The organism is Microbulbifer mixtoriginis (SeqCode) (assembly GCF_052466695.1).
Window position 1 is genome coordinate 2936159 of the sequence record NZ_CP174285.1, and the last position, 21629, is coordinate 2957787.

At 50.4% G+C, this 21629-nt stretch carries 16 protein-coding genes; 5 read left to right on the forward strand and 11 right to left on the reverse strand.

All coding sequences use genetic code 11. From position 1 onward, the window contains the following. Nucleotides 1-406: 406 nt before the first annotated feature. The 4 genes from ACJJI0_RS12750 to ACJJI0_RS12765 all read right to left on the reverse strand — a co-directional run bounded on the left by ACJJI0_RS12750 (nucleotide 407) and on the right by ACJJI0_RS12765 (nucleotide 7346). Entirely contained in the window at nucleotides 407-712 is a 306-nt protein-coding gene (locus ACJJI0_RS12750; protein WP_444882875.1) for a hypothetical protein, read from the reverse strand. 209 nt (nucleotides 713-921) lie between these two features. After that, nucleotides 922-1344: a GFA family protein gene (locus ACJJI0_RS12755; protein ID WP_252083436.1), complete on the reverse strand. Its 423-nt coding sequence runs from the start codon at nucleotides 1342-1344 to the stop codon at nucleotides 922-924. A 64-nt stretch (nucleotides 1345-1408) separates the two neighbouring features. Continuing rightward, nucleotides 1409-1774: a hypothetical protein gene (locus ACJJI0_RS12760; RefSeq protein ID WP_444882876.1), complete on the reverse strand. Its 366-nt coding sequence runs from the start codon at nucleotides 1772-1774 to the stop codon at nucleotides 1409-1411. 394 nt (nucleotides 1775-2168) lie between these two features. Continuing rightward, a complete protein-coding gene (locus tag ACJJI0_RS12765; protein ID WP_444882877.1) occupies nucleotides 2169-7346 on the reverse strand; it encodes a DUF748 domain-containing protein in 5178 nt (1725 codons plus the stop codon). Nucleotides 7347-7604: 258 nt separating this feature from the next. Here ACJJI0_RS12765 and ACJJI0_RS12770 point away from each other — a divergent pair, with 258 nt between their 5' ends. The 3 genes from ACJJI0_RS12770 (at nucleotide 7605) to cobB (ending at nucleotide 12292) form a co-directional block, all read left to right on the forward strand. After that, nucleotides 7605-9890, forward strand: coding sequence for a slr1591 family oxidoreductase (locus tag ACJJI0_RS12770; RefSeq protein WP_444882878.1), 2286 nt, complete (start codon nucleotides 7605-7607; stop codon nucleotides 9888-9890). 170 nt (nucleotides 9891-10060) lie between these two features. Beyond that, nucleotides 10061-11368 (forward strand): NAD(P)/FAD-dependent oxidoreductase, encoded by a 1308-nt coding sequence (locus ACJJI0_RS12775; RefSeq protein ID WP_444882879.1) that lies wholly within the window; start codon nucleotides 10061-10063, stop codon nucleotides 11366-11368. A gap of 204 nt (nucleotides 11369-11572) precedes the next feature. After that, the gene (cobB, locus tag ACJJI0_RS12780) at nucleotides 11573-12292 is read left to right on the forward strand and encodes a Sir2 family NAD+-dependent deacetylase (protein WP_444882880.1); all 720 of its coding nucleotides are present in this window, start codon (nucleotides 11573-11575) and stop codon (nucleotides 12290-12292) included. A gap of 4 nt (nucleotides 12293-12296) precedes the next feature. Here the strand turns inward: cobB and ACJJI0_RS12785 are convergent, their stop codons facing one another. Next, the gene (locus ACJJI0_RS12785; protein ID WP_444882881.1) at nucleotides 12297-12878 is read right to left on the reverse strand and encodes a SixA phosphatase family protein; all 582 of its coding nucleotides are present in this window, start codon (nucleotides 12876-12878) and stop codon (nucleotides 12297-12299) included. 179 nt (nucleotides 12879-13057) lie between these two features. Then, nucleotides 13058-13537: a DNA binding protein gene (locus tag ACJJI0_RS12790; RefSeq protein WP_252083443.1), complete on the reverse strand. Its 480-nt coding sequence runs from the start codon at nucleotides 13535-13537 to the stop codon at nucleotides 13058-13060. A 545-nt stretch (nucleotides 13538-14082) separates the two neighbouring features. On the opposite strand from ACJJI0_RS12790, the gene ACJJI0_RS12795 reads away from it, so the two are divergent. After that, nucleotides 14083-14529: a CBS domain-containing protein gene (locus tag ACJJI0_RS12795; RefSeq protein WP_252083444.1), complete on the forward strand. Its 447-nt coding sequence runs from the start codon at nucleotides 14083-14085 to the stop codon at nucleotides 14527-14529. A 2-nt stretch (nucleotides 14530-14531) separates the two neighbouring features. Here the strand turns inward: ACJJI0_RS12795 and ACJJI0_RS12800 are convergent, their stop codons facing one another. Further along, complete coding sequence (locus ACJJI0_RS12800; protein WP_444882882.1) at nucleotides 14532-16382, reverse strand: SLC13 family permease; 1851 nt, start codon at nucleotides 16380-16382, stop codon at nucleotides 14532-14534. Nucleotides 16383-17121: 739 nt separating this feature from the next. Between ACJJI0_RS12800 and mnmH the strand changes: the two genes are divergently transcribed. After that, on the forward strand, nucleotides 17122-18207 hold the full coding sequence (mnmH, locus tag ACJJI0_RS12805; protein ID WP_444882883.1) for a tRNA 2-selenouridine(34) synthase MnmH: 1086 nt from the start codon (nucleotides 17122-17124) through the stop codon (nucleotides 18205-18207). A gap of 104 nt (nucleotides 18208-18311) precedes the next feature. On the opposite strand, the gene ACJJI0_RS12810 is transcribed toward mnmH, so the two are convergent. The 4 genes from ACJJI0_RS12810 to rlmD all read right to left on the reverse strand — a co-directional run bounded on the left by ACJJI0_RS12810 (nucleotide 18312) and on the right by rlmD (nucleotide 21586). Beyond that, complete coding sequence (locus ACJJI0_RS12810) at nucleotides 18312-19241, reverse strand: SDR family oxidoreductase (RefSeq protein ID WP_444882884.1); 930 nt, start codon at nucleotides 19239-19241, stop codon at nucleotides 18312-18314. 14 nt (nucleotides 19242-19255) lie between these two features. Further along, nucleotides 19256-19639, reverse strand: a complete 384-nt coding sequence (locus tag ACJJI0_RS12815; protein ID WP_444882885.1) for a VOC family protein — start codon at nucleotides 19637-19639, stop codon at nucleotides 19256-19258. Between the two features lie 54 nt (nucleotides 19640-19693). Beyond that, nucleotides 19694-20062, reverse strand: coding sequence for a DUF2750 domain-containing protein (locus tag ACJJI0_RS12820; protein WP_252086029.1), 369 nt, complete (start codon nucleotides 20060-20062; stop codon nucleotides 19694-19696). A 159-nt stretch (nucleotides 20063-20221) separates the two neighbouring features. Then, the gene (gene rlmD / locus ACJJI0_RS12825; protein WP_444882886.1) at nucleotides 20222-21586 is read right to left on the reverse strand and encodes a 23S rRNA (uracil(1939)-C(5))-methyltransferase RlmD; all 1365 of its coding nucleotides are present in this window, start codon (nucleotides 21584-21586) and stop codon (nucleotides 20222-20224) included. Between the last annotated feature and the right edge of the window lie 43 nt (nucleotides 21587-21629).

Consider the following 21629-nt stretch of genomic DNA (forward strand, 5'->3'; position numbering starts at 1 on the left):
CTCAGAAAACATTGAACAAATTCAATAAGAACAATTAAACACCCCACTCAAACCACCATCAAAACTTAAGAGGTTCCTGCAATTTAAAAAAACCACAATACAAAAATAATTAACCCGAACAAAAATAGCTTATATTTTCAACACCCTAAAAACATAGCAACATCAAAAAATCATATATAGAACCTTTAAGCACGGAGCAGGCATCAGCACTAAAGTTAATCACACTCAACCTTAAAGATTAAAAAATGTAATCTCATAAATCCTGCAATTAAAACAGCCTGCAGCAGCAAAGAAATGTAGTAGAGAAATGTAGTAGAGAAATGTAGTAGAGAAATGTAGTAGAGAAATGTAGTAGGGAAATACTTCTGGAGAGATACGCGCTACTTAAAAGTAACGCGCAATAAATCTAGCGGCCTAAAAATAAAACCAAAATAGCAATAACCAAACCAACCAACAACACCCATACTCCTCGAAGCATCAAAGAGCGAGCATACTCCGCTTCTTTATACCGCAACGCATAGGGAATTCCGGTAATCGGGCCAAGAAATATAGTGACAATTCCCCAAACCCAGTGCTTATTACCCAAGGCAGTCAATGCAGCCATTAGGCCCCCAAACCAACACAGGGTCACACCTATGACACATACTACCAAGGCGATTATGGACCACCACTGATTGGCCAGGAAAATTTCTACTATCTGTGTTTCTGTCATGGCACTCTGCCACTCCCTATTACTACTTGATCATTGCAAATTTTCAGGCCCTTTTCACAGCTTGATAATGCTGCTTCCAGATAGCCCAAATTACCCACGATTTGCTATGGGCACAGCCGCTTTCAAACCGATAGCGCTGTTAGCGAACAATAGTAACCTTAAAGGGGGACAAATGGTCCCCCCAAAAGTAATCAGGAGTGTGTGATCACTTACTCTCCGGAAAATTCAGTGACCAGCTCTAGGCCGGTTATGTTTCTGGTCTCATTGGCAAAGCTATAGTATGTGGGCTTTTCATCAATAAATATCTGATGGGTCATTGTCACTTCTGGGGGAAGTTCGAAGATACCCGCAGGAACTGAATACTGCTGAGTTTCCTTTAAACGGTAGAAGAGATGGGAGCCACAATTGGAACAGAAACCGCGTTCAGCCCAGTCCGAAGAGTCAAATACAGATACATGCTCCTCACCAGAGATTTCCACACTGGTCTGGCAGTCCACCGCCAACAGTGGACCACCGCTCCACTTTTTACACATGCTACAGTGACAGACTCCAAGGTCAGAAGAAGGCAGCTCGGCCTTGATGGTCACAGAACCACACAGGCAGCTTCCCTGTACTGGATTAGTATCACTCATATTTTCCTCTCTCTTCTGTAAAGCTATAGAAGCGTACACTTACTAACTGTTGCCACAGGGCAATCTAAGACTCATAAAACTTACAACGGCGCTTGAACCAGTTAATTCTTTTAGTGTGATTCTCTGGGCAGTTTTCCATACACTGGCTACCAAGCGCTTTCAGGGTGATTGCCTCTGGGTAATTTGCCACTACTTCCCCCGCAACGATATGACGAAAACCTGGTTCGTCTGCCGTAATAAGAAAGTGGTTTTCTTTATTACCAATTAAGATTTTTTCTCTGGCCATAGCATAAACCTGGAATTCCCACATCCCCCAGGAGCTCCATTTATTCATAACCAGGCATGTAGACAGGGTTTTTAGAGGTTGCTGCTGCTCAATAGCAAATGAAGAACTTGAGAACAGCAGTAGGAAAAATATAATTATTCTCATATTCAATCCCTGAATACTTATAGCAGTAAATAAGTTGACAGATAATCGCAATATCAGTAGTAAATAGCACTACCCAAAGAGAGGTATACTCATCCCAACTATGTCACAAAATTGAGAAGCACTTCAAGATATGATAATATGATTTACCTTTTGGGCATTTATAACCCAAACTTCACTGAAAAAACATAGAAATATCTTGCAGATTTTATTGATAAATAAAGCAAGCTAGAATATAGAAAGTATTTCATTTATTAATAACAACATATCTCCACACTGATAAATATAGCCACTTACACTTCTACTAAACACTCATCCAAGAGGATGATATATCTCCACCATAGAGGATAAGGCACCCCATCAAATATCAACTTTCTTTAGAAATATACCACTGATATTAATTAGAAAACTCAACTCTTGGATCACCAAAGTCACGTCCCATATAATCCGGTGCGCAAGGAATAAGCTCAGCAGCTGGGATACCTGCATCAATCAAATAACGCTCAACTTTTCGACTGCGCTCTAAGGCTAGCTTCTCAAATTCTTCCCTCAAGAAAATAGGCGGCCTACGGTAGAAATTTGATAAAAATCTGCGACTACCGCGTAGACCAATTGTTGAATTTGGATACATTGCATTCCAATCCCTGGCATTGGCAATACCACAAACACCAGGACGGGCATCTGGATGTTTATGTAACACTGCAACCATTTGCTGAAGTTGTGCCAACGCCAATCCACTTAACTCCGCACTGCCGGGAGCAAAATCAATAGAATTAAAGGACTTCGCCATAAATCGCCCCCAGGCCAATTTAGCCAAAAGATAAATACCATAGGGGGTGAAGTAACTGAATAAAGCATCCATAATGGCTTTATGTAATAACTCGCTGAAGACATACTCCATAGAAAACTTTGGATCGCGGATATTGCCGGTTACGGGCATACCAAATTTCACATTCCCCTTACCATCTTTTAACAACCAAAGGGCAAGATTCAGAGGGATAAACCTCTTCTTAACTGGTAATTGATCATCTTTTCGTACACGCCGAACCTTTATTTTTTCCAACACCACATCGGCAAAGGCATTTAATTGATTTTCATAGACATGGATATTCACCACCGCATCCATCTGCCCCTGCAGTATCTTGAAACCAAGTAGCTTGGCCATATAAGGCGTAGCCGGTATCAGGTTTACATTAGCCAGGTAACCGGTCAGATCTGCATTCCATTTTTTTTGCCCCAAGTAGTCTATTGTCCCCCCTAATTGAATATCGCCAAATCCACCGGGGCGGCCATTCGCGACAATCACAGCTGGAGGATGCTCCCCCACATTGCTGATATCACTGAGATTAAGATTGATATCGCGTACTGGCAGCCGTGCGCGAAACTCATGTTTTCGATCCACCCAGGTAAAAGTACCATGGCGTAGGTGGATATCACCAATATGGTATAAGAGTGGAGGCCGGTGTTTTTTCTTCCTATGCAGATATTGATTAATCGGTATCCCTCGCAGTTCGGCAATCTCCCAGGTTACCGGAAACTGGCCCTGCTCATCCCTCAACAAGATAAAACGTGGGCGCAGGAAATCGATAAAATCAATCGTCAATAACTCCATACGCTTATGGAAACTCAAGCCTTTAATATGCAACAACCTAAAGTCCCCAACGGTACTGTGGCGTTCAAACTCGGGAACACCAGGATCCCGGTTGAAGAAATGGAAATGTACGGCCTCCCCCCAGGCGAAGTACCATTCTTCTGAATTCAGAGAAAAGTGGGCAATCTCAATACTTTCCCCCTCTACTAATAATTCGCCTCGTGGTGAAAAAAGATCAATATTCTCAACCTTAAACAGTGGAAGAGTTAGCCCGTGTACGCCATTGAAGTTACCATCCAACTCAACGGCTCCGAGTTTGAAGCAATGAATCCCTTGATCAAAATAACCGGCGGGAATACAGCTGGCGATACTCAGAAGCCGTAGTTGTTGTACTCCTAGAGATCGTCCCTCCAAACGCAATTGCTTCACTTGCAATCTCTGCGTCTTCAACAACGGGAAAGACAATGCTTGCGTAAAGCCCTTCTCATGCATTTGTATTTCCGCCACACTGATGTCCCTGAGCAGAAAAACCCTCCCGGTCGCCCCTTGTAGACTTTCCATACCTCCCAAGCGTAATTGGCTCAACTGATAACAAGGGGCAATATTTTTGTCTTTCAAAAGTCCGGCGGGTAAACAGCCACTGGCACCCTGCACCCGTACCAGTGCCTCCCCCTCAAAAGAGATATTATCCAGCTGAAAGTTGGGTATTTTAATTGGCTCAGTACTTTTGCGTGGAATAGAGAGACCAGCTAAATGTAAAGAGCCCTCAAGAGTAAAAGGCCGACTTAAGGATACGCGCTGCAAACCTGGCATATACAGCTCATCGACGCCATAACAGCTCCGCGTATCTCCAGCTCTGGATCGCTCAAGCCTTTCTATCGTTACAATCTTGCCGGAGTCTGGCAGGCACACCCGGGTATTGAGAATCTTTAAGTCGGCAACAGAAAAGTCCTTCCCACCATTCCAGTTGACTCCCCGCCAACTCAACTGTTGCAGGCCTGCCTGCAGGAAATCTCTGCCTTTTTGCCAAAAAGCGATTGGACCAGTGTAAACAGCGCCAGAACTAATCCGATCAATGCTACTTTCAAAGCCGATACTAATTGGGTTACCCGTAAATTTTATCTGTGGTGTTTCAATACAGTCAGCCAGGTTTGCCCTATCGATTTCACTAGGGAACAGGCGCTGTAAACCACAAACTAAGATATTGTCGATCGTTAAATCGTAGAGATCGATGGAGCCGGGGGAAAAATAAATCCGAGGAATGTCAAGTTTTGCAAACTGCCAAATGGGCTCGGCAGAGGCAGCACGGGTAAATTCCGTCACTCCCAGTGACACCCCACTGCTATTGATAGAGTGCAAGTCCCGACTGTATATACAATGGGGGAGTTTTCCCATTATGCCCTGTCGCTGTGGTAGACAAGCCAAAAGGGACTCTGCAGACAGCTTGTCAAACTTTATTTCTGAAGTGGCAGCACCATTGCGGGACCAGAGAAATTCTAATTCTGGCAGAGAAAGCCGTTGAATATCCAGTGCAGCTATTCCGTCCATCTCCAGCAGTTGAATCTGAGCAATGCTGGAGTCATTCAAATTGGCCGATGCTTGCTGTCGACCAAACTCCAAGTGGAAGGCTTCGCCTAAATGCAATTTCTGAAGGTCTATACAGCGAATGTGAATATCAGAAAGTACCGCGATATCCGGTAGGCAAATATCCAGTATTTCCAGTGCACTTTCAGGCAAGGCAATATAAGTGCTGAGCGCCGCAGACGGTAAATAACGGATTCTAACTAATGGGAAATTCAGGTCTTCAATATTTAGCAGGGAGCGATTTTGTGTCGTGTGTGCCAGAGCACGTTCGATAGAAAATTCTGCAGTGGCAATATCAAAGCCTCCGCGCCAAGCAATGCGAAGAGGCTGTTGTTGGCGCAAGTCACGAAAGTCAAAGCAAGTGGGCATTTTCTCAAGCGGCAGGGAATCCCGGTAAATTAACCGTGCCCAAGAATCTGGTAAGCAACCATCTAAGCGCTGCAAACTGGCATTTTCCAATTTGAAGTTTGGCGCATTGACACTGGCCATTTGGTTACTGGCTTGAGGCTCCTGTTCCTCTAGATTGCCCTTCTCCGTACCATAATCCGCCTCTATCGGGCCGATACTTGATGCCATGGCGCTGGCAGCCCAGGGATCTTCAACGGCTTCGCGGCGAAAATATCCGCTGCCGTTGGCCATTTTCTGTAGTAAAAGCCCTTTATTACCGCTGGGACTATCTCCCAACATGAGTCGTTGCACCCCCAATTTGCCAAAAATGGCATACCCATCCTCACCTGGTTGCCAGGCAAAATTACCTCGTCCCTTAAGACTGCTGAGCTGGGCACACAAGGGCCCCAAGCCCTCAGGCAGCAAGCCACGCGATAAGCAGCCAGACAAGGATTCCAGGGAAAAATCCTGAATTGAGTAAGGTGTATCCGATGCTAAAGTGTCGATACCCTCCCACTTTAATTGACGCAGTCGCAGCCTCTCTTCTGCCAATCCCTCTAGCTGCATCTGTCCCAGATACATTGGCCCACTAGCAGCTCCCCATGGAATCGACTTTGACTGCGAACCAAAACGCAGTGCTACTTTTTCCTCTCCACGTAAACCGGCTAAGCGCACGCAGTGATCGGGTTTACCCCACAATTCACCGGGCACACAGCCGCTGGCACTATTCACCGATAAACTGCCCACCGAGAGAATTCGGCTGGCCTTATCAAACTCCAGTGGACCCAGCCGGGCTTGCTGTGCTGTCAGAGGCTGCCTGTGGGGCTGGGCGACATCCACATAGCGCACCTGTTGGGCGCGACTAGGACCAGTAACTATTTTGAGCGGTTGATTCCAGTCAAACTTGGTAGGACCGGGGAGGTTCAGGGTAGTGGCTCGCACACAAAAGTGGTGTTTGGCATCGCGTAAGTGCTGTGGACACCAATCGAAGGCGGTAGCGCCCGCACGACGCCAGCGCAGCCGTTTAATCGGGCGAACATAATCAAAATCGCGGATAGCAATGGTTTCTGCGCGCCAGTCCTGCCAACGCTGATCGCTGCGCCGTAATATAACGCCTTCGCCATTGGCACGGCGCCACTGCGCCATAGCGACACGACCAAAATCAAATTTTAAATCCCCAGCGGCTTTCAGGCGACGCGCTGCGGCACAGTGGCCGATCAGGCGCTGTAATCCGTGAATCGCATCGGCCCACTGTTGTGGTGGGCAACTGGAAAAAAATTCTGCGTGGAAGGCATCCGCTTCGGTGCGCAAACTAGGCCAACGAAAATCCCCAGACTTCAAGTGCAGATGCGCCAAAGTCGTGTTATATAGCGCAGACTTTCTCTCTCTGGCTAATAATTCGTGTAATTCAATCCCAGCAGCGGCAATATCAACTTTTAGGGGAACATTTCCTTTGCGCCACAGCCCCAGGGTGAAATCCCGCGCTCTTATATCGCCAATGTAAACGCAGGAGGCTGTAGACCAGATGGGCTTGTGTAAATAGCAGAGTTCGCTATTACGAATTCGTGCTCGGTCGATTGCCAGCTTAAAATCCCTATCCTTGCGCTCAACCTGTGCCAAATCCCAGCCGCCCACCTCCCATTCTCTGCGCCATTCTCCCGGCACAGATTGCAGATCCATATAGGCGCCACTAATAGAGACTCGAGGCAGATTGGCGCGACCACGCAGCAACTGCCACCAACTGTAATCCAGCAGAATTTCCTGGGCGGAAAACCCTCTCCCCTCGCGGTTGATTGCACGCGCATCTACAAGCAACAAGCTTAAATCCAGCAGAGACACTCGAAAGTGTTGCGCCTGAAAATCCAGGCCGCGCTCGGCCATCCATGAACTGGCCTTATCGCGTACCAAACCGGAAAGCACGAATGAAAAGCCTTCCAGCAATAATAATCCGCCAATCAACCACCACAGCAGGTGATGAAAGCGGGCATTATGACGGGCAGGCTCTGTTGGCATTGGAAAAATCGCGCCGCGAAATGAGTTGAACGCAAGCTGCAACGACAGCCAAGCCCATAAAGTAAAGACCAGCCCCACAGTTTTTTTTACCCTGGCGTCGCGATTCGCGATAATGAAGGTTGACGTCGTGTGATCAGTCTCGCCCCAACTCACGCTGTCTAAAATTTATCCAGAAGTGAATTTGCGCGGCGGGAGAATTTGGCTGGCGGGCAATGGCTTTACCCCAGCAACTGTTGCAGAAATCAGTAGTGAGCAAAAATGCAGGAGCATCCTAACTACCAGGATATCGTTCTGGTCGGCGGTGGCCACACCCATGCCATAGTGTTGCAAATGTGGGCAATGAACCCGCTGCCGGGTGCGCGCCTGACATTGGTTTCTCCACAAATCCAAACCGCCTATTCCGGCATGTTGCCGGGGATGGTAGCGGGCCACTATTCACTGGATGACACCCATATCGATCTGGCGCGCCTGTGTCGCGCTGCAGGCGCTCGTTTTATTCAGGCCTGTGCCCACCATATCGACGTAAAGGCGCACACGGTATCCCTGCTCGGGCGTCCACCATTAGAGTACGACCTCTTGTCCCTGGATGTCGGTGCCACCCCGGTGCGTGAACTGCCCGGCTCAGAATTGGCAATCCCCATCAAGCCTATCGGGCATTTTTACAACTTCTGGCAAAAACTGCAGAGACATGTACAGAAAAATCGCACATCTCTGCGCCTGGGTATTGTCGGCGGCGGTGCCGGTGGTTGCGAACTGGCCATGGCAATGGCTTATAGCCTGGAGGAGCAGATCTATTCCGGGCGCGTACAAATACACCTGATACACGGAGCTGATGAAATACCGCAAGGCTATCCTTTCCTCGCGCGAAAACTAGTGGCCCGTGAGCTCGATAGCCTCGGCGTAGAGATACATCACAACTGGCCGGTATCAGAAATTACAGAGCAGGGCGTACGCAGCAACAATGGCGAGCTACTCAACCTGGATCAGGTGCTGCTCTCAACCAACGCTTGTGCTCCCCCCTGGCTGGCGGATTCCCAGCTAGCTCTGGACGATAAAGGCTTCGTAGTAGTAGACCGTAAACTGCGTGCCCAGGGACATCAGGAAATCTTTGCCGCCGGTGACGTGGCCAGTTTTTCCGCCGGGCCGCTGCCCAAGGCAGGTGTCTACGCAGTGCGGCAAGGGCCGGTGCTGTTTCACAATCTGCGCGCCACTCTCACCGGACAGCCATTGAAAAATTACCGACCGCAAAAGCGCTTTCTGAGCCTGTTGGCCTGTGGCGGCAAGCGCGCGGTTGCGGTGCGCAATGGACTTGCCGCAGTGGGAGCCCCCCTGTGGCGCTGGAAAGACCATATTGATCGCAACTTTATGCAGCGCTTTAGCGATCTGTCCATCAGCATGGAAGAGATGCCGAGCGCCCAACCTCGCGAGATACTCAACCAGCGCCAAGGCATCTCTCTGGCGAGCATGCGCTGCAATGGCTGCGGTGCCAAGGTAGGCCCTGAAGTACTACGCGGCGCTCTGGCCAAGCTTCCCATACAGCAATCTGAGTACCTACTGCGCGGACTCGGAGATGATGCCGCCGTGATGGACCTGCCCGCCTCGCAATTATTGGTGCAGAGTTCCGACCAACTGCGCGCCCCGGTTGCAGACCCCTGGCTGTTCGGGCGACTTGCCGCTTTGCACGCACTCTCTGACCTGTTCGCTATGCATGCCCGCCCGGTGAGCGCACAGGTATTGGCCACCTTGCCCACCGCGGCAGAAGAAATCACCCAACGGGACTTACAACAGCTGCTCGCCGGTACGATTTACGAACTCAACCGCCACCATTGCGTACTCTCCGGTGGCCACACTGCCGAAGGAGCGGAGATGCAGTTGGGCCTCACTGTGAACGGCCTGGCTGAGCGCGAGCAACTGCTGGAAAAATGTGGGGCTCACACAGGAGACTGTCTGATATTGAGTAAACCCTTGGGCATCGGCACCATTCTCGCCGCCGAGGGGATGGGGGAAGCCAAAGGTCGCTGGCTGCAAAAGGCATTGGAGACCATGCTGCACAGCAATGCCGCCGCTTCCGGGGTTTTCGCCCAACACGGCGCCCACGCTCTCACTGATGTCACGGGCTTTGGTTTACTCGGCCACTTATTGGAAATGCTGAAACCCGACGGGCTCAGTGCCACTCTAATCGCCGAGCCGCTGCCACTGATTCCCGGCGCCCGTCAGTGCATTGAGCGCGGCTGGTTATCCAGCCTACAACCGCAGAACGCCAGTGCCTATTCCTTTGTGGAAAACCCCCGGGAGTGGCAATCCCTACCACACTGGGCGCTACTCACTGATCCACAGACCTGTGGTGGCCTGCTCGCCGCTGTTCCTGCCAGTAAGGCTGAAGCCTGCGTTCGCGCCCTACTACAGAGTGGCTGCAGCCAGGCCGCCATCATTGGAGTGATCAACACTAGGGGCAACCCCAAGCCAAAGATACGCCTGCGTCGGGATGGCCACTGGCGGCAGTTAATCACTCACAATAGCGAGGCGGAACACAGCCAAGTGTAATCATTCCGCTTTTATTTCTATTTATCATCACTTGTTCGGGCCTGTTGATATCACTGCCAATGCGGAGGATACTGGCAGCAAAACAAGCGCCGCTAACCATGTATTGCGGCGATAGGTCTTCACAGATTGGGGAGTCGGCTTATTAGTAATCGACAGGAAGACCACCCACCATGAAAAAAATTGTGATCATCGGCGGCGGCGCTAGTGGGCTACATCTAGCCACGCGGCTCGGGCACTATTTCAGTTTTACTCCGTTCATGGGAAAAAGACACAACTCTCCCACAGCACAAATTACTCTGGTCGATAAGAATCGTACCCATATCTGGAAGCCCCTCCTCCATCAAGTTGCCGCTGGCGCATTAGACGCCAATATGGACGCCCTTAACTATCAAGTACACGCCCGCGCTAACGGCTATGAATTCCAGCTCGGCGCGCTACAGTCTCTCGACAGAAAGCGTCGGGTTGTCACTTTGGGGGCGGTGTTGGATGACGAGGGCCATGAGTTGGTGGCTTCTCGCGAACTGGAATACGATTATTTAGTTCTCTGTATCGGCAGCAAGAGCAACGATTTCCACACTCACGGCGTACGTGATCATTGCGTCTTTCTCGACAGCAGTGAGCAGGCACAGAAATTCCACCAGCAGCTTCTCAATCATTTTTTGCGCCTGGAAACCCACACTAAGAACAGCTTGCAGATTGCTATAGTTGGTGGCGGCGCTACCGGAGTGGAGTTGTCGGCAGAGCTGGTGGATGCAAGCAAGCAGATGGGCAACTATGGGCGAATCAGCTCGGACGCTATTGGTATCACCGTAGTCGAAGCCGGACCGCACCTGTTGCCGGCCCTGCCGGCGCGCTTGGGCAATAACGCCGAGCGTGAACTGAGTAAAATGGGAGTGCGCGTACTCACCGGTTGCAGTATCGCGAGTGCCAATCCCACGGGTCTCACCACCGGTGACGGCATGGAAATTCCCGCAGCGATTCGCGTCTGGGCCGCTGGGGTCAAAGCTCCCGATTTTCTCAACCGTCTCGATGGGCTCGCCACTAATCGCCTCAATCAAATAGAGGTGAAAACCACACTGCAAACTCAAACTGATCCCAGTATTTTTGCCATGGGAGATTGTGCCAGTTGCGTCGATGGTGACGATCAACGGGTACCGCCGCGCGCTCAAGCAGCACAACAGATGGCCAAACTCACCGCCTCCAATTTGATCGCTTTGATTGAGAACAAACCCCTGGAACATTTTTACTATCGGGATCGTGGCTCTCTGGTTTCACTGAGTAAATACACTGCGGTAGGAAATTTGATGGGCACCCTGGTAAAAGGCAGTCTCACCGTAGAAGGGCGTATTGCAGGTTTTGCCTACCGCTCACTCTATCGCATGCACCTGGCAGCAATCCACGGCTGGCCAAAGGCGATGCTGCTTTATCTCATTGGACAGGCCAACCGCGCGGTGAGCCCTCGTCTTAAATTACACTGAGGAAACCAAAAAAGTTATCTCAATAAATTAAGCGGTCAATCTTGGCCGCTTTAACTTGGCCATCTGATTTATGCCTATCAACCGTAATATTTTTCTTGCTCTACATAACTAAAGCTTTCAGGCTTTCGATGAAATATTGATCTCCGTAAACTGTCCAATATATTTTTATGCCCTAATCACAGCAGCTTGACGAAATTATTTCCTATGCAATATCAACGTATCGTGGTGCTGACCGGCGCCGGTATCTCCGCAGAATCTGGTATCCGTACTTTTCGCGGGGCCGACGGCCTATGGGAAAACCAACGTATCGAAGATGTCGCTACCCCCGAAGCTTTTGAGCGTAATCCCCAGCTGGTACAGCATTTTTACAACGAACGTCGTCAACATCTAATATCTGGAGATGTAGTACCCAACGCAGCTCATCAGGCTTTGGCCGAACTGGAAAAAGAATTCACCGGGGAATTTTTGTTGGTTACCCAAAATATCGATGACCTCCATGAGCGCGCCGGCAGTCATCATCTGATCCATATGCATGGCGAACTGCTCAAAGCGCGCTGCAGCAGCAGCGGCCAGCTGTTTTCCCTGCGGGAGGATCTGTTGGTTAGCGATCACTGCAACTGTTGTGGACTATCAGGTACCTTGCGCCCCCATGTGGTGTGGTTTGGGGAAATGCCGCTGCAAATGGAGGCGATTTACGAAGCCCTGAGCCAGTGCGACCTGTTTATCAGTATTGGCACCTCCGGCAATGTCTATCCGGCTGCCGGATTTGTAGAATGTGCCAACCTGGCGGGAGCACACAGCGTGGAATTAAATTTAGAACCCAGCAGTGTGGGCGATGCTTTCACCGAGCACCGATACGGACCGGCCTCAGCGATTGTTGGAGATTTTGTGCGCGAGCTGCTCGACTGGCGTATACACAACTAAGCGGCTACTGCGTTTGTGAAAGTTCAGCTACGTGATGTTGTCTGCTGTCCTTACCGTAGCGTTGTAACAGAGTGGTTACCTGGCCTCGATCACGAATAACAATATAGAGGCGATCGTATTCATTGGATTCTCTAATTGGAGCACCTTGTTCCCCTCCGAGAAGGGCCACCATTTCCGGCGTAGTATTACTATGCCCAACGACCAAGATTCGATCGCCGGCCTGGTCCAAATCCACGGCAAACTCTTTTAATTTACGGTAATCATAGCTTTGTACCCGCAAACCTCGCTGTTCAGCCAATGGGCGGGCAGTTTCCCTGGTGCGAGTAAAATCGGTGCTGTATACCGCATCAATTTCCACACCTTTGAGTATCCGCGCCAACTGCTCGGCACGGGCCTTGCCAGCTTTTGCTAGTTGTGGATCTTTGCCAGCATTAGGCCCCAGCTCCTTTTCCCCATGGCGCACCAAATAAATAACCTGGCTATTGGTCTGGCTATTGGTATTTGATGTCGCGCTTTCCGCCCAAGTGTTGACCCAAGGCGAACTTATAAAGCCAATGATTAGCAGACTGGTAATTCGGGTAAACACAAGAAGATACTCTCAATCCAATAGTGGTTGGAGGTTATGCAAAGGATATAGGGGCAGTAAACCCATATTCGATGAAATACAGGAGAATGCGTTTAAATTTTTAAGAAATGTAAAGAATACCCTGGTGGAGATTATCCAGCACCGGTATTACCGATGCTGGATAGGAAACCTGAGCAGAATTAGATCTTCCACTCTTTAACGGTTTCCAGACCGTATTCATCGATCCACTGGCTCAGCGCTTTAGGGTTGCGCTTTTTCTTCTCTACAGTGGCACCGGTATACGGATTGCGGTAGTGGCCGGTTTCCAGCTTCGGCTCTGCAGACTTGCTCGCAGTAGCTGCAGCACGGCGGCCGCGACGGGGGCTATCACCCTCTTTTTTCAGGTGACGGGCAACGCGAGACTTAAGAGTCTGTACGTAGTCAGGAGCGTCTTCATCATTCAGCTGGTCTACCAGCCACTCAACGACCTGGCGGCCACGTGCAACGAAGAATTCCTCTTCTTCCATCTGATATTCGGCAGCCAGATTAACCAGTGCCTTATCAAACGCGATAACGCCATCTTTTTTGCGTTCTGCCTGAGCCATTTGCTCCTGCAGTTCTTCGATTCTTGCCTGATGCTCGGCAATTTGCTGTTCGAGTTGTTCGTATTCCTGGAACATTCAATAAACCTCAACGACGGTTATTAAAAATACAGAGAAAACACTGTGGCGGAGGCCGACACAGAGTCGAGTCCGGTTATTCGAAATATCAAAATTGTTAACAGCACCACTAGCCGATTACTGGCGGTTAAGTGATGTTATATTCGGCATATTACGAATTAGCCGAATGAAAAACGAGATACCCTTGCACCGGTCGACTCCAGCGCTAGATATATTCGGCAAATGCATTATTAAAAGCTAGCCGACTTCAGCCTTTTCCGGTATTGAAACCGAAACACTGATTATATTTCTCGGCTGAGGTCGCGAATAATAATCTTTCGCCAACAAATATCAACCGTTTACGCTCTATCATTTGAATATAATAGGAATCTTCACGGTTATTGCTAACAAAATGTAACAAAGGCGTGGATATTCGCCTGAACAAAAGGATATTCAAACATCCCTATTTTGTCTATATTGTAACCGCAGTCGCCAATTGCAAATTATTGCGCTGACTTTTGTTATAGCGCTCATTGCCAAAAACCATTGGATACCTGACGCTCGCTATGTCCAATACCCATAATATTCATCACATGCCCACTTTAGCGGCTCTGATGACGCCGTTTCCCTATCACATCGATATTGATGCCACTGTTGAGGATGCCCTTGCGCTAATGGAAGAGCACAAGGTGCGTCATCTGCCAGTAACCCGTGCCGGAGACCTGGAAACGGTCATCTCCAAGGGAGATATCGAAAGGGCCAACGCCCCCGGACACCGACTGGAAGAGCAACAACTCTATGTCCACGACCTGTGCGCGCGCCGGCCCTTTATTGCCGATATCCACGATCCGTTGGATAAAATCCTAATGGCTATGGCCGATACGGGTATCGGCTCGGTGCTGGTCATGCGCGAAGGAGAACTGGTGGGTATCGTCACAGTGACCGATATACTGCGATTTTGTAGCAACTATCTTGCGGAATTAGCGCAGCCTGTGGACGACTCCATCGCCTGAGCTTAGAGCGGCCATACCCACAGCAACATGGGGATACTTACAAGCACCACCAGTATCTCCAGGGGCAGCCCCATGCGCCAATAATCACCAAAATCGAACCCCCCCGGCCCCAGAATCAAGGTATTGTTCTGGTGGCCGACCGGGGTTAGAAAAGCGCAGGATGAGCCGATGGCCACAGCCATTAGAAAGCTGTCCGGATTCACCGCCAGTTGTTCAGCGGTACTAATGGCAATTGAACACATCACCGCCGCAGTAGCTACATTGTTCATAAAGTCCGACAATGTCATGGTAACGATCAATATCAACACCAGAGCTAATACCGAACTACCCTGAGCCAAACTATCCAGCAGCACCTGTGCCACCAAGTCCGCCGCCCCTGTACTTTCCATCACCTCGGCCACAGCAATCAATGTGCCCAACAAAACAATCACAGAGCCATCCAAGGCCTCGTAAATGTTTCGCAGCGGCACAACCTTGAGTGCCATAAAAGCCAGCACACAGGTAGCAAATGAGACCGCTGCGGGGACCAGTCCAAAGGCTGCACCCGCAACTCCCAATGCCATAGCAAGCAGGGCAATGACTGCCTTCTCCTTGTTCGGCATGCCGATATCCCGCTGAGCCAGAGGCACGCAGCCCTGTTCCCGGGCAAACCTATTGAGATGGTTATCCGGGCCCATCATCAGCAGGGCATCGCCCGCCTGTAACGGCGTAGAACGCAGGCGCTTCACCGATCGGCGCCCCCGCCGGGAGAGGGCCAGCAGATTAATCTGATAGTTGGTCGAAAGGTGCAAAAACTGAGTCGAACGCCCCACCAAAATAGAATTGGGCATTACAACCAGTTCGCGTAACTGCATTTCCTCACCGGCGGGGACGCTCTTTTCCTTACTCTTATCCCGAGAATCCTCGTCCTGCAGCGGCTTTGCCCCTCCCAGCTGTACAACCACTTTCTTGTCTTTTTCTGTCTCAGCCCCACCAACCATGGTGAGTCCAAGCCTGGTAAGACTCGCTGCTAAGGATGCCGGCTCTGCCTCGATTACCAGAATGTCCCCGCTTTGTATCCGCTGCCAGGGCGCTACTGCCGCTACCCGAGCATCGCTTTGCACCAACCCGACTACCTGTGCATCCTCAGCCCCCAATACCTTGCCAATTTCACCCAGGCTCTTACCTACTGCCGCGCTCTTTTCCCCAACCAGTGCCTCGGTGAGGTAGGTCCCGGTATCGAAACTGGACGCACCCGCTTGGCCGCGACCTGGCACCAGGCGCCAGCCAAGCAGACCGATAAAGAGCAGGCCAACCAGGGTCACTGCCAAGCCCACCGGGGTGAAATCGAACATTCCGTAACTGCCCGCCCCGGCGCTGTCGCGGAAACCGGAGACCACCAGGTTTGGCGGCGTGCCAATCAGGGTAGTCATGCCACCGAGTATCGTGGCGAAAGACAAGGGCATTAGCACCTTACCCGGAGCCAGGCCCTGTTTTTCCGCCATATCCGCCGCTACCGGCATCAACAGCGCCAAAGCCCCCACATTGTTCATAAACCCTGATAGAAGAGCACCGAGCCCAGTCAGGAGTAACATTGATACTGTGATATTGCCGCTTCGAGGCACTACCCGCTGGGCCAGGGCTCCCATAGCTCCGGTATTCTGCAGGCCACGACTGAGGATCAGCACGCAGGTCACAGTGACCACTGCCGGATGACCAAATCCAGCAAATGCTTTTTCAGGGGGAATTAATCCAAAAAACACACAAGCGAGCAGGGAAGAGAGCGCCACCATATCGTGGCGCCAAGGCCCCCAGATAAACAGCGCTATCGTAATCGCGATAATGATTAGAATAAGCAACTGATCTAGGGTCATAAATACGTATTTCCTGAATGTAGCACTCGTGAAGAATTCCACGGGGCAACTCATTCAGGGTATACAAGGATAAGGTATTGACGGGAATAAAGGCGCCGGAAGACCACTCTTCACTGATCGTTTAGAGGCATAATTTGCGCCAACCAAGTTCAATGGCTCGGTTTCAATGGAAGTCGAGAGCAATCTTCCAATAGTTTTATGGACCAATAGGAAATCTATATTTATTATTACAATTAAGGAAAATTTTAATTGGACTTATGCTAATAGGGCAAAGTGTAAAATTAGATAAAAATATTGGAATATCCGGAGATATTTTCTGCCCAGGTATTTTAGTGGCGTCAAATTTCACCAAAAATTATGATATCCAAACCATAACGGATACCAAATTATTAATAACTGCTCCCTATTGAAATTCTCACCCTATTATTAGCCATATCTTTTCTTCTTATTTATTAATTGAGCATAAAGGGCCCTGCCCTAAATTAACCCAAAGCGTTACATACACCTTCAGCTAATTAGCCACAAGTACTCGCGACTAATGCTCTACTAGCTCCTCAATTATTGGTGGTGACATACCCTGGAGCCATTTTATTCGATTAACCGCTAAAGTGGATTGGCGTACAAACAAGCAAAAGCCTTACAATCGACCAAAGTTTCTTTGATTAACTCTATAAGAGCCTCAGAGTGGTCAGCCCTCATTAATGAGTGAAGCTCTCCACAGCAATATTGGAGACCCTCCTTGCGTAAAAATACTACGAATTACCGTGATCTATTCCTACACGATATTCCGCTAATGGATGTACGAGCACCGGTGGAGTTTCAGCGCGGTGCATTTCCCCATGCAGAAAACTACCCGTTATTAGACGACCAACAACGGGAGTTAATTGGTACCGAGTACAAACAGCAGGGGCAACAGGCCGCTATTGATTTGGGATGGCAACTAGCCACGGATAAAGTCGTAGAGCATAGGCTCAACGCTTGGAGTACATTTATTCATCGCCACCCCCAGGGTTACCTTTACTGTTTTCGTGGCGGCCTGCGCTCGCGCACTACACAGCAATTATTGCGAGATGTGGGAATTGATTATCCACTGATTGATGGTGGCTACAAGGCTATGCGCACCTATCTGCTCAGCAAGTTGGAAGGCCTGAGCCAAGAGCTGCCGCTGATCGTTATTGCCGGTCACACCGGCAGTGGTAAGACAGAGTTAATTCAGGGTGCAGAACGGGCACTCGATCTGGAGGGAATTGCCAGGCACCGCGGCTCCAGCTTTGGCCGTACGGGTTGTGATCAGCCTTCTCAAATTGATTTTGAAAACCAAGTGGGTATCGATTTACTCAAGCTGTCGCAAGCTACCGGACCAGTTTTTATCGAGGATGAAAGCCGGCTTATTGGCCGCTGTGCCCTGCCCCCAGTATTACAAAATGCCATGAAAAGCGCTCCCAGAGTCCTGGTGGAGGAACCGCTGGAGCAACGAGCCCGGCGTATTGTGCAAGATTATGTGTGTGAGGCCCTGCCGCGCTTTAAAACTGCTGGCAACTCCGCAGCGACATTGGGAGAAGAACTGCGCAACAACCTGAGTAAAATCCGCAAGCGCCTCGGTGGATTACGCCATCAAACATTGGATGCACAACTTATGGATGCAAATCGAGAATTACAACAGAGTGGAAACAGTGAGGCCTATATTCCACTGGTGATGTGTTTATTGCGAGAATATTACGATGGTGGTTACAACCACCTGATGGAAAAGCGTGACAGCCCTATCCTATTTCGCGGTAGTTTTTCAGAAGTGAAGGACTGGCTGAATCACAGGCGCGACTGTTAGTTAATGGCTAAAAATTTTTTGTGGATAATTTTAGTAATGCATCGAGCAGAAAAGTAATTAATCACTCAAATGAAAAACACCGGGGAGGCAGTCCTAAGCCTCACTTATACCTTGTGCGCCAAACGGTTTAACTTGAAACGGCGCAATAAAATCCAGTCCCGCAATTTATGCGGTAACCAGCGCGCAAGCCAGGGCAACAGGCGGCTGCGATTGCCGATACGCACCAGTGTGCGCGGCCGTTTACGTAGTAGTTCACGTACCAACTTGCGTGCCAGGGAACTGGCCAGGGTGGCATTTTGTTGAGATTCCTGTGCGCGGGCGCGCACCACCTCCTCCTGGCGCTTATACATTGAATCCGGAGGCAGGAGACCGCGCAGTGATACTTCCGCGTGGCGGCCGAACTCCGAGGCAATAGCCCCGGGTTGCACTGTCATTACGCGAATGCCAAAAGGTTTCAGTTCCAGGCGCAAGACTTCCGAGAGTGTGTGCAGGGCCGCTTTGGAAGCGCAGTAGGCCCCAGAGAAAGGGGTAGCCAAAACACCGGATACGGAACCGATATTACAAATTACAGCACTCTTGCACGAGCGCATCAACGGCACACTAGCGCGCGCCAGTGCCAGCGGTGCAAATACATTGGTGCGAAATTGATTTTCCAGGGAGCGGGTATCCAGCTCCATCAGCGGGCCCATCTGCCCGTAACCGGCGTTGTTGATCAATATATCCAGGCGACCGTAGGCGGCCTTGAGAGCGTGTAGCACCCGGTTAATATCTGCCTGGCTATTAACATCCAAAGCTTCGGTAGCGATGCCCAGGTCCGCCAGTTCCTGCAGGCTTTCCGGGCGTCGCGCCGTAGCGATAACAATAGTACCGCGGCGATGCAAGGCCAGGGCCAGCTCGCGACCAATACCACTGGAACATCCCGTAATCAGAGCGACTCTGTCTGGCGCCACATAGCCACGGCCAATTTGGGCAAGGCTCTCTGCGGCAAAGCTATCAGGAGATTTTCGAAAACTGGAAACTGGTGGTTTGTTCACGGGGACTGCTCCGTTTACTGGTTCGAATCCTCCGACACGGCCTGGGATTGCTCAATCAGGCCAATAATATTGCCGTAAGGATCGAGAAAACTCGCCATCAGTACGCCCTCGCCAACATCCACCACATCGCTGTGTTGTCGCGCACCCATGGCTCCAAGACGCTCGACCTGTGCGGCCATATCCGCTACCGCCCAGTAGGCGATCACCCCATCCGCGCGGCTGATCGCGCTGCGCGCATCCGGATTCAGGCCCAGTTCACAATGGCCGAGATGAAAACCCACATAGCAATCGCTATCGAAATAGGGCTCCTTCTGCAGCAGCTGCGCATACCAGGCACGGGCCTCTGCAATATCTGTTACACCGTAAATTACTGTACTCAGGCCAAGAAACTGCTCCATTAAGACACCCCGTTGTTTAATTTTTATCCGCTGGGTAGGGCACTATGGCGCAGCTTATTGCAGCTCCTGCTCCAATTGCTCCAGCAGGTCGATGGGTTCCAGCTCCACACCTTCCAGCTCATTGTTCCAGTTCAGCCCCACCAGCAGTACATCCTCGTGCATACCGGTGAGCCAGTCATCCATAAATTCTTCCAGGTCGATAGCTACTGCCTGGTATTCCGCCCAATCGCCCTCACAGTGTGCCTGGGCAAATTCCCGCTGGGACCAAAAGGGCATCACTTCGGTCTGTGGGCGCTTTTCGGATTCGCACAACGCAAAGCCCTCTTCCCCCTGCAGCGCCCAGACGCAGCCCTGTTCGGCTGCCTCTGGCAAAAAACGTGCGCAGTTTTCTTCAAAATCATCAGTTAAGGGTTCGCTTTGCATAACATCTTCGCTTGATAAGTTTGCCAGCAGTTTACGCCAGTTTGCCCCCCGCACCAACGCACAGGCCACTGCTCTGGCATCAGGTAAAACTGCTTTACCTCCGCTCCTCAGGACTTTTTAAATGACACACAGAGACGGAAAAAAATTGAATAAATGGCTTTAGGAATCCAGCTCAAATACCGCCATGGATTCCACATGGGCTGTTTGCGGAAACATATCCATAACACAGACCTGCTTAAGGCGGTAACCCAGCTGCGTCAATTCTCCCGCATCCCTCGCCAGAGTCGCCGGGTTACAAGATACGTAAACAATTTTCTGCGCCTTGAAACGGGCGATACCACGCACCGCCTGCAGGGCGCCATCGCGCGGTGGGTCCAGCAAAATTTTATCAAAGCCGTCGCTGGCCCAGGCCTTTTTCACCATTTCCTCGTTCAGGTCGGCAGTGTGAAAGCGCACATTGTTCAGCCCATTAATTTCGGCATTATCCTTGCCCCTTTGAGTGAGAGCACCCAGGCCTTCGATACCGATGACCTCCCCGGCGCGGCGTGCCAATGGCAGGGTGAAATTTCCCAATCCGCAGAAAAGATCCAACACCCTCTCGCCGGGTTGCGGGTCCAATAACTGCACAGCCCGACTCACCATCTGTCGGTTGACCTCGAAATTCACCTGGAAGAAATCCATTGGCTGGAAGTGCAGGCTCAGGTCAAATTCCGGCAGACGATAACTGAGGTAATTCTCGCCATTCTGTGGCCACAGAGGCTGAATCGAAGCCGCATCACCAGGTTGTATATACATGTGTATACCTGATGATTTAGCGAAGTCTTGCCAGCGCTGTCGATCCCTTTCCGATAAAGGCTGCAGGTGTCGTAACACTAAGGCCGCCACATCATCACCGACCGCCGCTTCCAACTGGGAAAAGTGCGCGCGCCCCTCGCTCTCCGCCACCAGTAGCTTCAACGCGGGAATATGTTGAGCGATGGAGGGGTGCAAAACATGGCACTCATTGATATCGGTCAAATCGTTGCTGCGCTTTTTGCGAAAACCAAAAACGAGTTTTTTACCTTTTGCCGATTTCACCAGGCGAATACCGATACGCGCCTTGCGCCGGTAGCCGTAAGGTTCTGCTAGTAGTGGAGGCAAAATTTCCTCAGGTTTAATACCACCAAAACGGGCCAGCTGATCCAACAAGATTTTTTGTTTTTCGACAATTTGCGCATCGGCCTGCAGGTGTTGCAGGGAGCAGCCCCCGCACAGGGACACATGGGGGCAGCGCGGTTCACAGCGCAGTGGCGAAGCCTGAATTATCTCACTGGTAACACCTTCATCGAAGCGAGCCCGATGAGTGCTATAACGAAAACGCACTTCTTCACCAGGCAGGGCGTTATCGATAAATACTGTTTTTTTACCCACACGGGCAAGACCGCGCATATCGTGGCTAAATTTTTCCACACAGGCTTCTGCCTGGGTGGGCAAAGATTTTTTTACCGTCTTACGCGGAGTGATAAAACGCGGTTTTCTGCTCATAGGAAATTACTGAATATTCAAAACATCTGAAATCAATGGGACC

Excerpts from the sequence above, each read along its gene's own strand:
- ACJJI0_RS12750 (WP_444882875.1), bottom strand. The coding sequence starts at position 712 with ATGACAGAAACACAGATAGTAGAAATTTTCCTGGCCAATCAGTGGTGG.
- ACJJI0_RS12755 (WP_252083436.1), bottom strand. The coding sequence starts at position 1,344 with ATGAGTGATACTAATCCAGTACAGGGAAGCTGCCTGTGTGGTTCTGTG.
- ACJJI0_RS12760 (WP_444882876.1), bottom strand. The coding sequence starts at position 1,774 with ATGAGAATAATTATATTTTTCCTACTGCTGTTCTCAAGTTCTTCATTT.
- ACJJI0_RS12765 (WP_444882877.1), bottom strand. The coding sequence starts at position 7,346 with ATGCCAACAGAGCCTGCCCGTCATAATGCCCGCTTTCATCACCTGCTG.
- ACJJI0_RS12770 (WP_444882878.1), top strand. The coding sequence starts at position 7,605 with ATGCAGGAGCATCCTAACTACCAGGATATCGTTCTGGTCGGCGGTGGC.
- ACJJI0_RS12775 (WP_444882879.1), top strand. The coding sequence starts at position 10,061 with ATGAAAAAAATTGTGATCATCGGCGGCGGCGCTAGTGGGCTACATCTA.
- cobB (WP_444882880.1), top strand. The coding sequence starts at position 11,573 with ATGCAATATCAACGTATCGTGGTGCTGACCGGCGCCGGTATCTCCGCA.
- ACJJI0_RS12790 (WP_252083443.1), bottom strand. The coding sequence starts at position 13,537 with ATGTTCCAGGAATACGAACAACTCGAACAGCAAATTGCCGAGCATCAG.
- ACJJI0_RS12795 (WP_252083444.1), top strand. The coding sequence starts at position 14,083 with ATGTCCAATACCCATAATATTCATCACATGCCCACTTTAGCGGCTCTG.
- ACJJI0_RS12800 (WP_444882882.1), bottom strand. The coding sequence starts at position 16,382 with ATGACCCTAGATCAGTTGCTTATTCTAATCATTATCGCGATTACGATA.
- ACJJI0_RS12815 (WP_444882885.1), bottom strand. The coding sequence starts at position 19,639 with ATGGAGCAGTTTCTTGGCCTGAGTACAGTAATTTACGGTGTAACAGAT.
- ACJJI0_RS12820 (WP_252086029.1), bottom strand. The coding sequence starts at position 20,062 with ATGCAAAGCGAACCCTTAACTGATGATTTTGAAGAAAACTGCGCACGT.
- rlmD (WP_444882886.1), bottom strand. The coding sequence starts at position 21,586 with ATGAGCAGAAAACCGCGTTTTATCACTCCGCGTAAGACGGTAAAAAAA.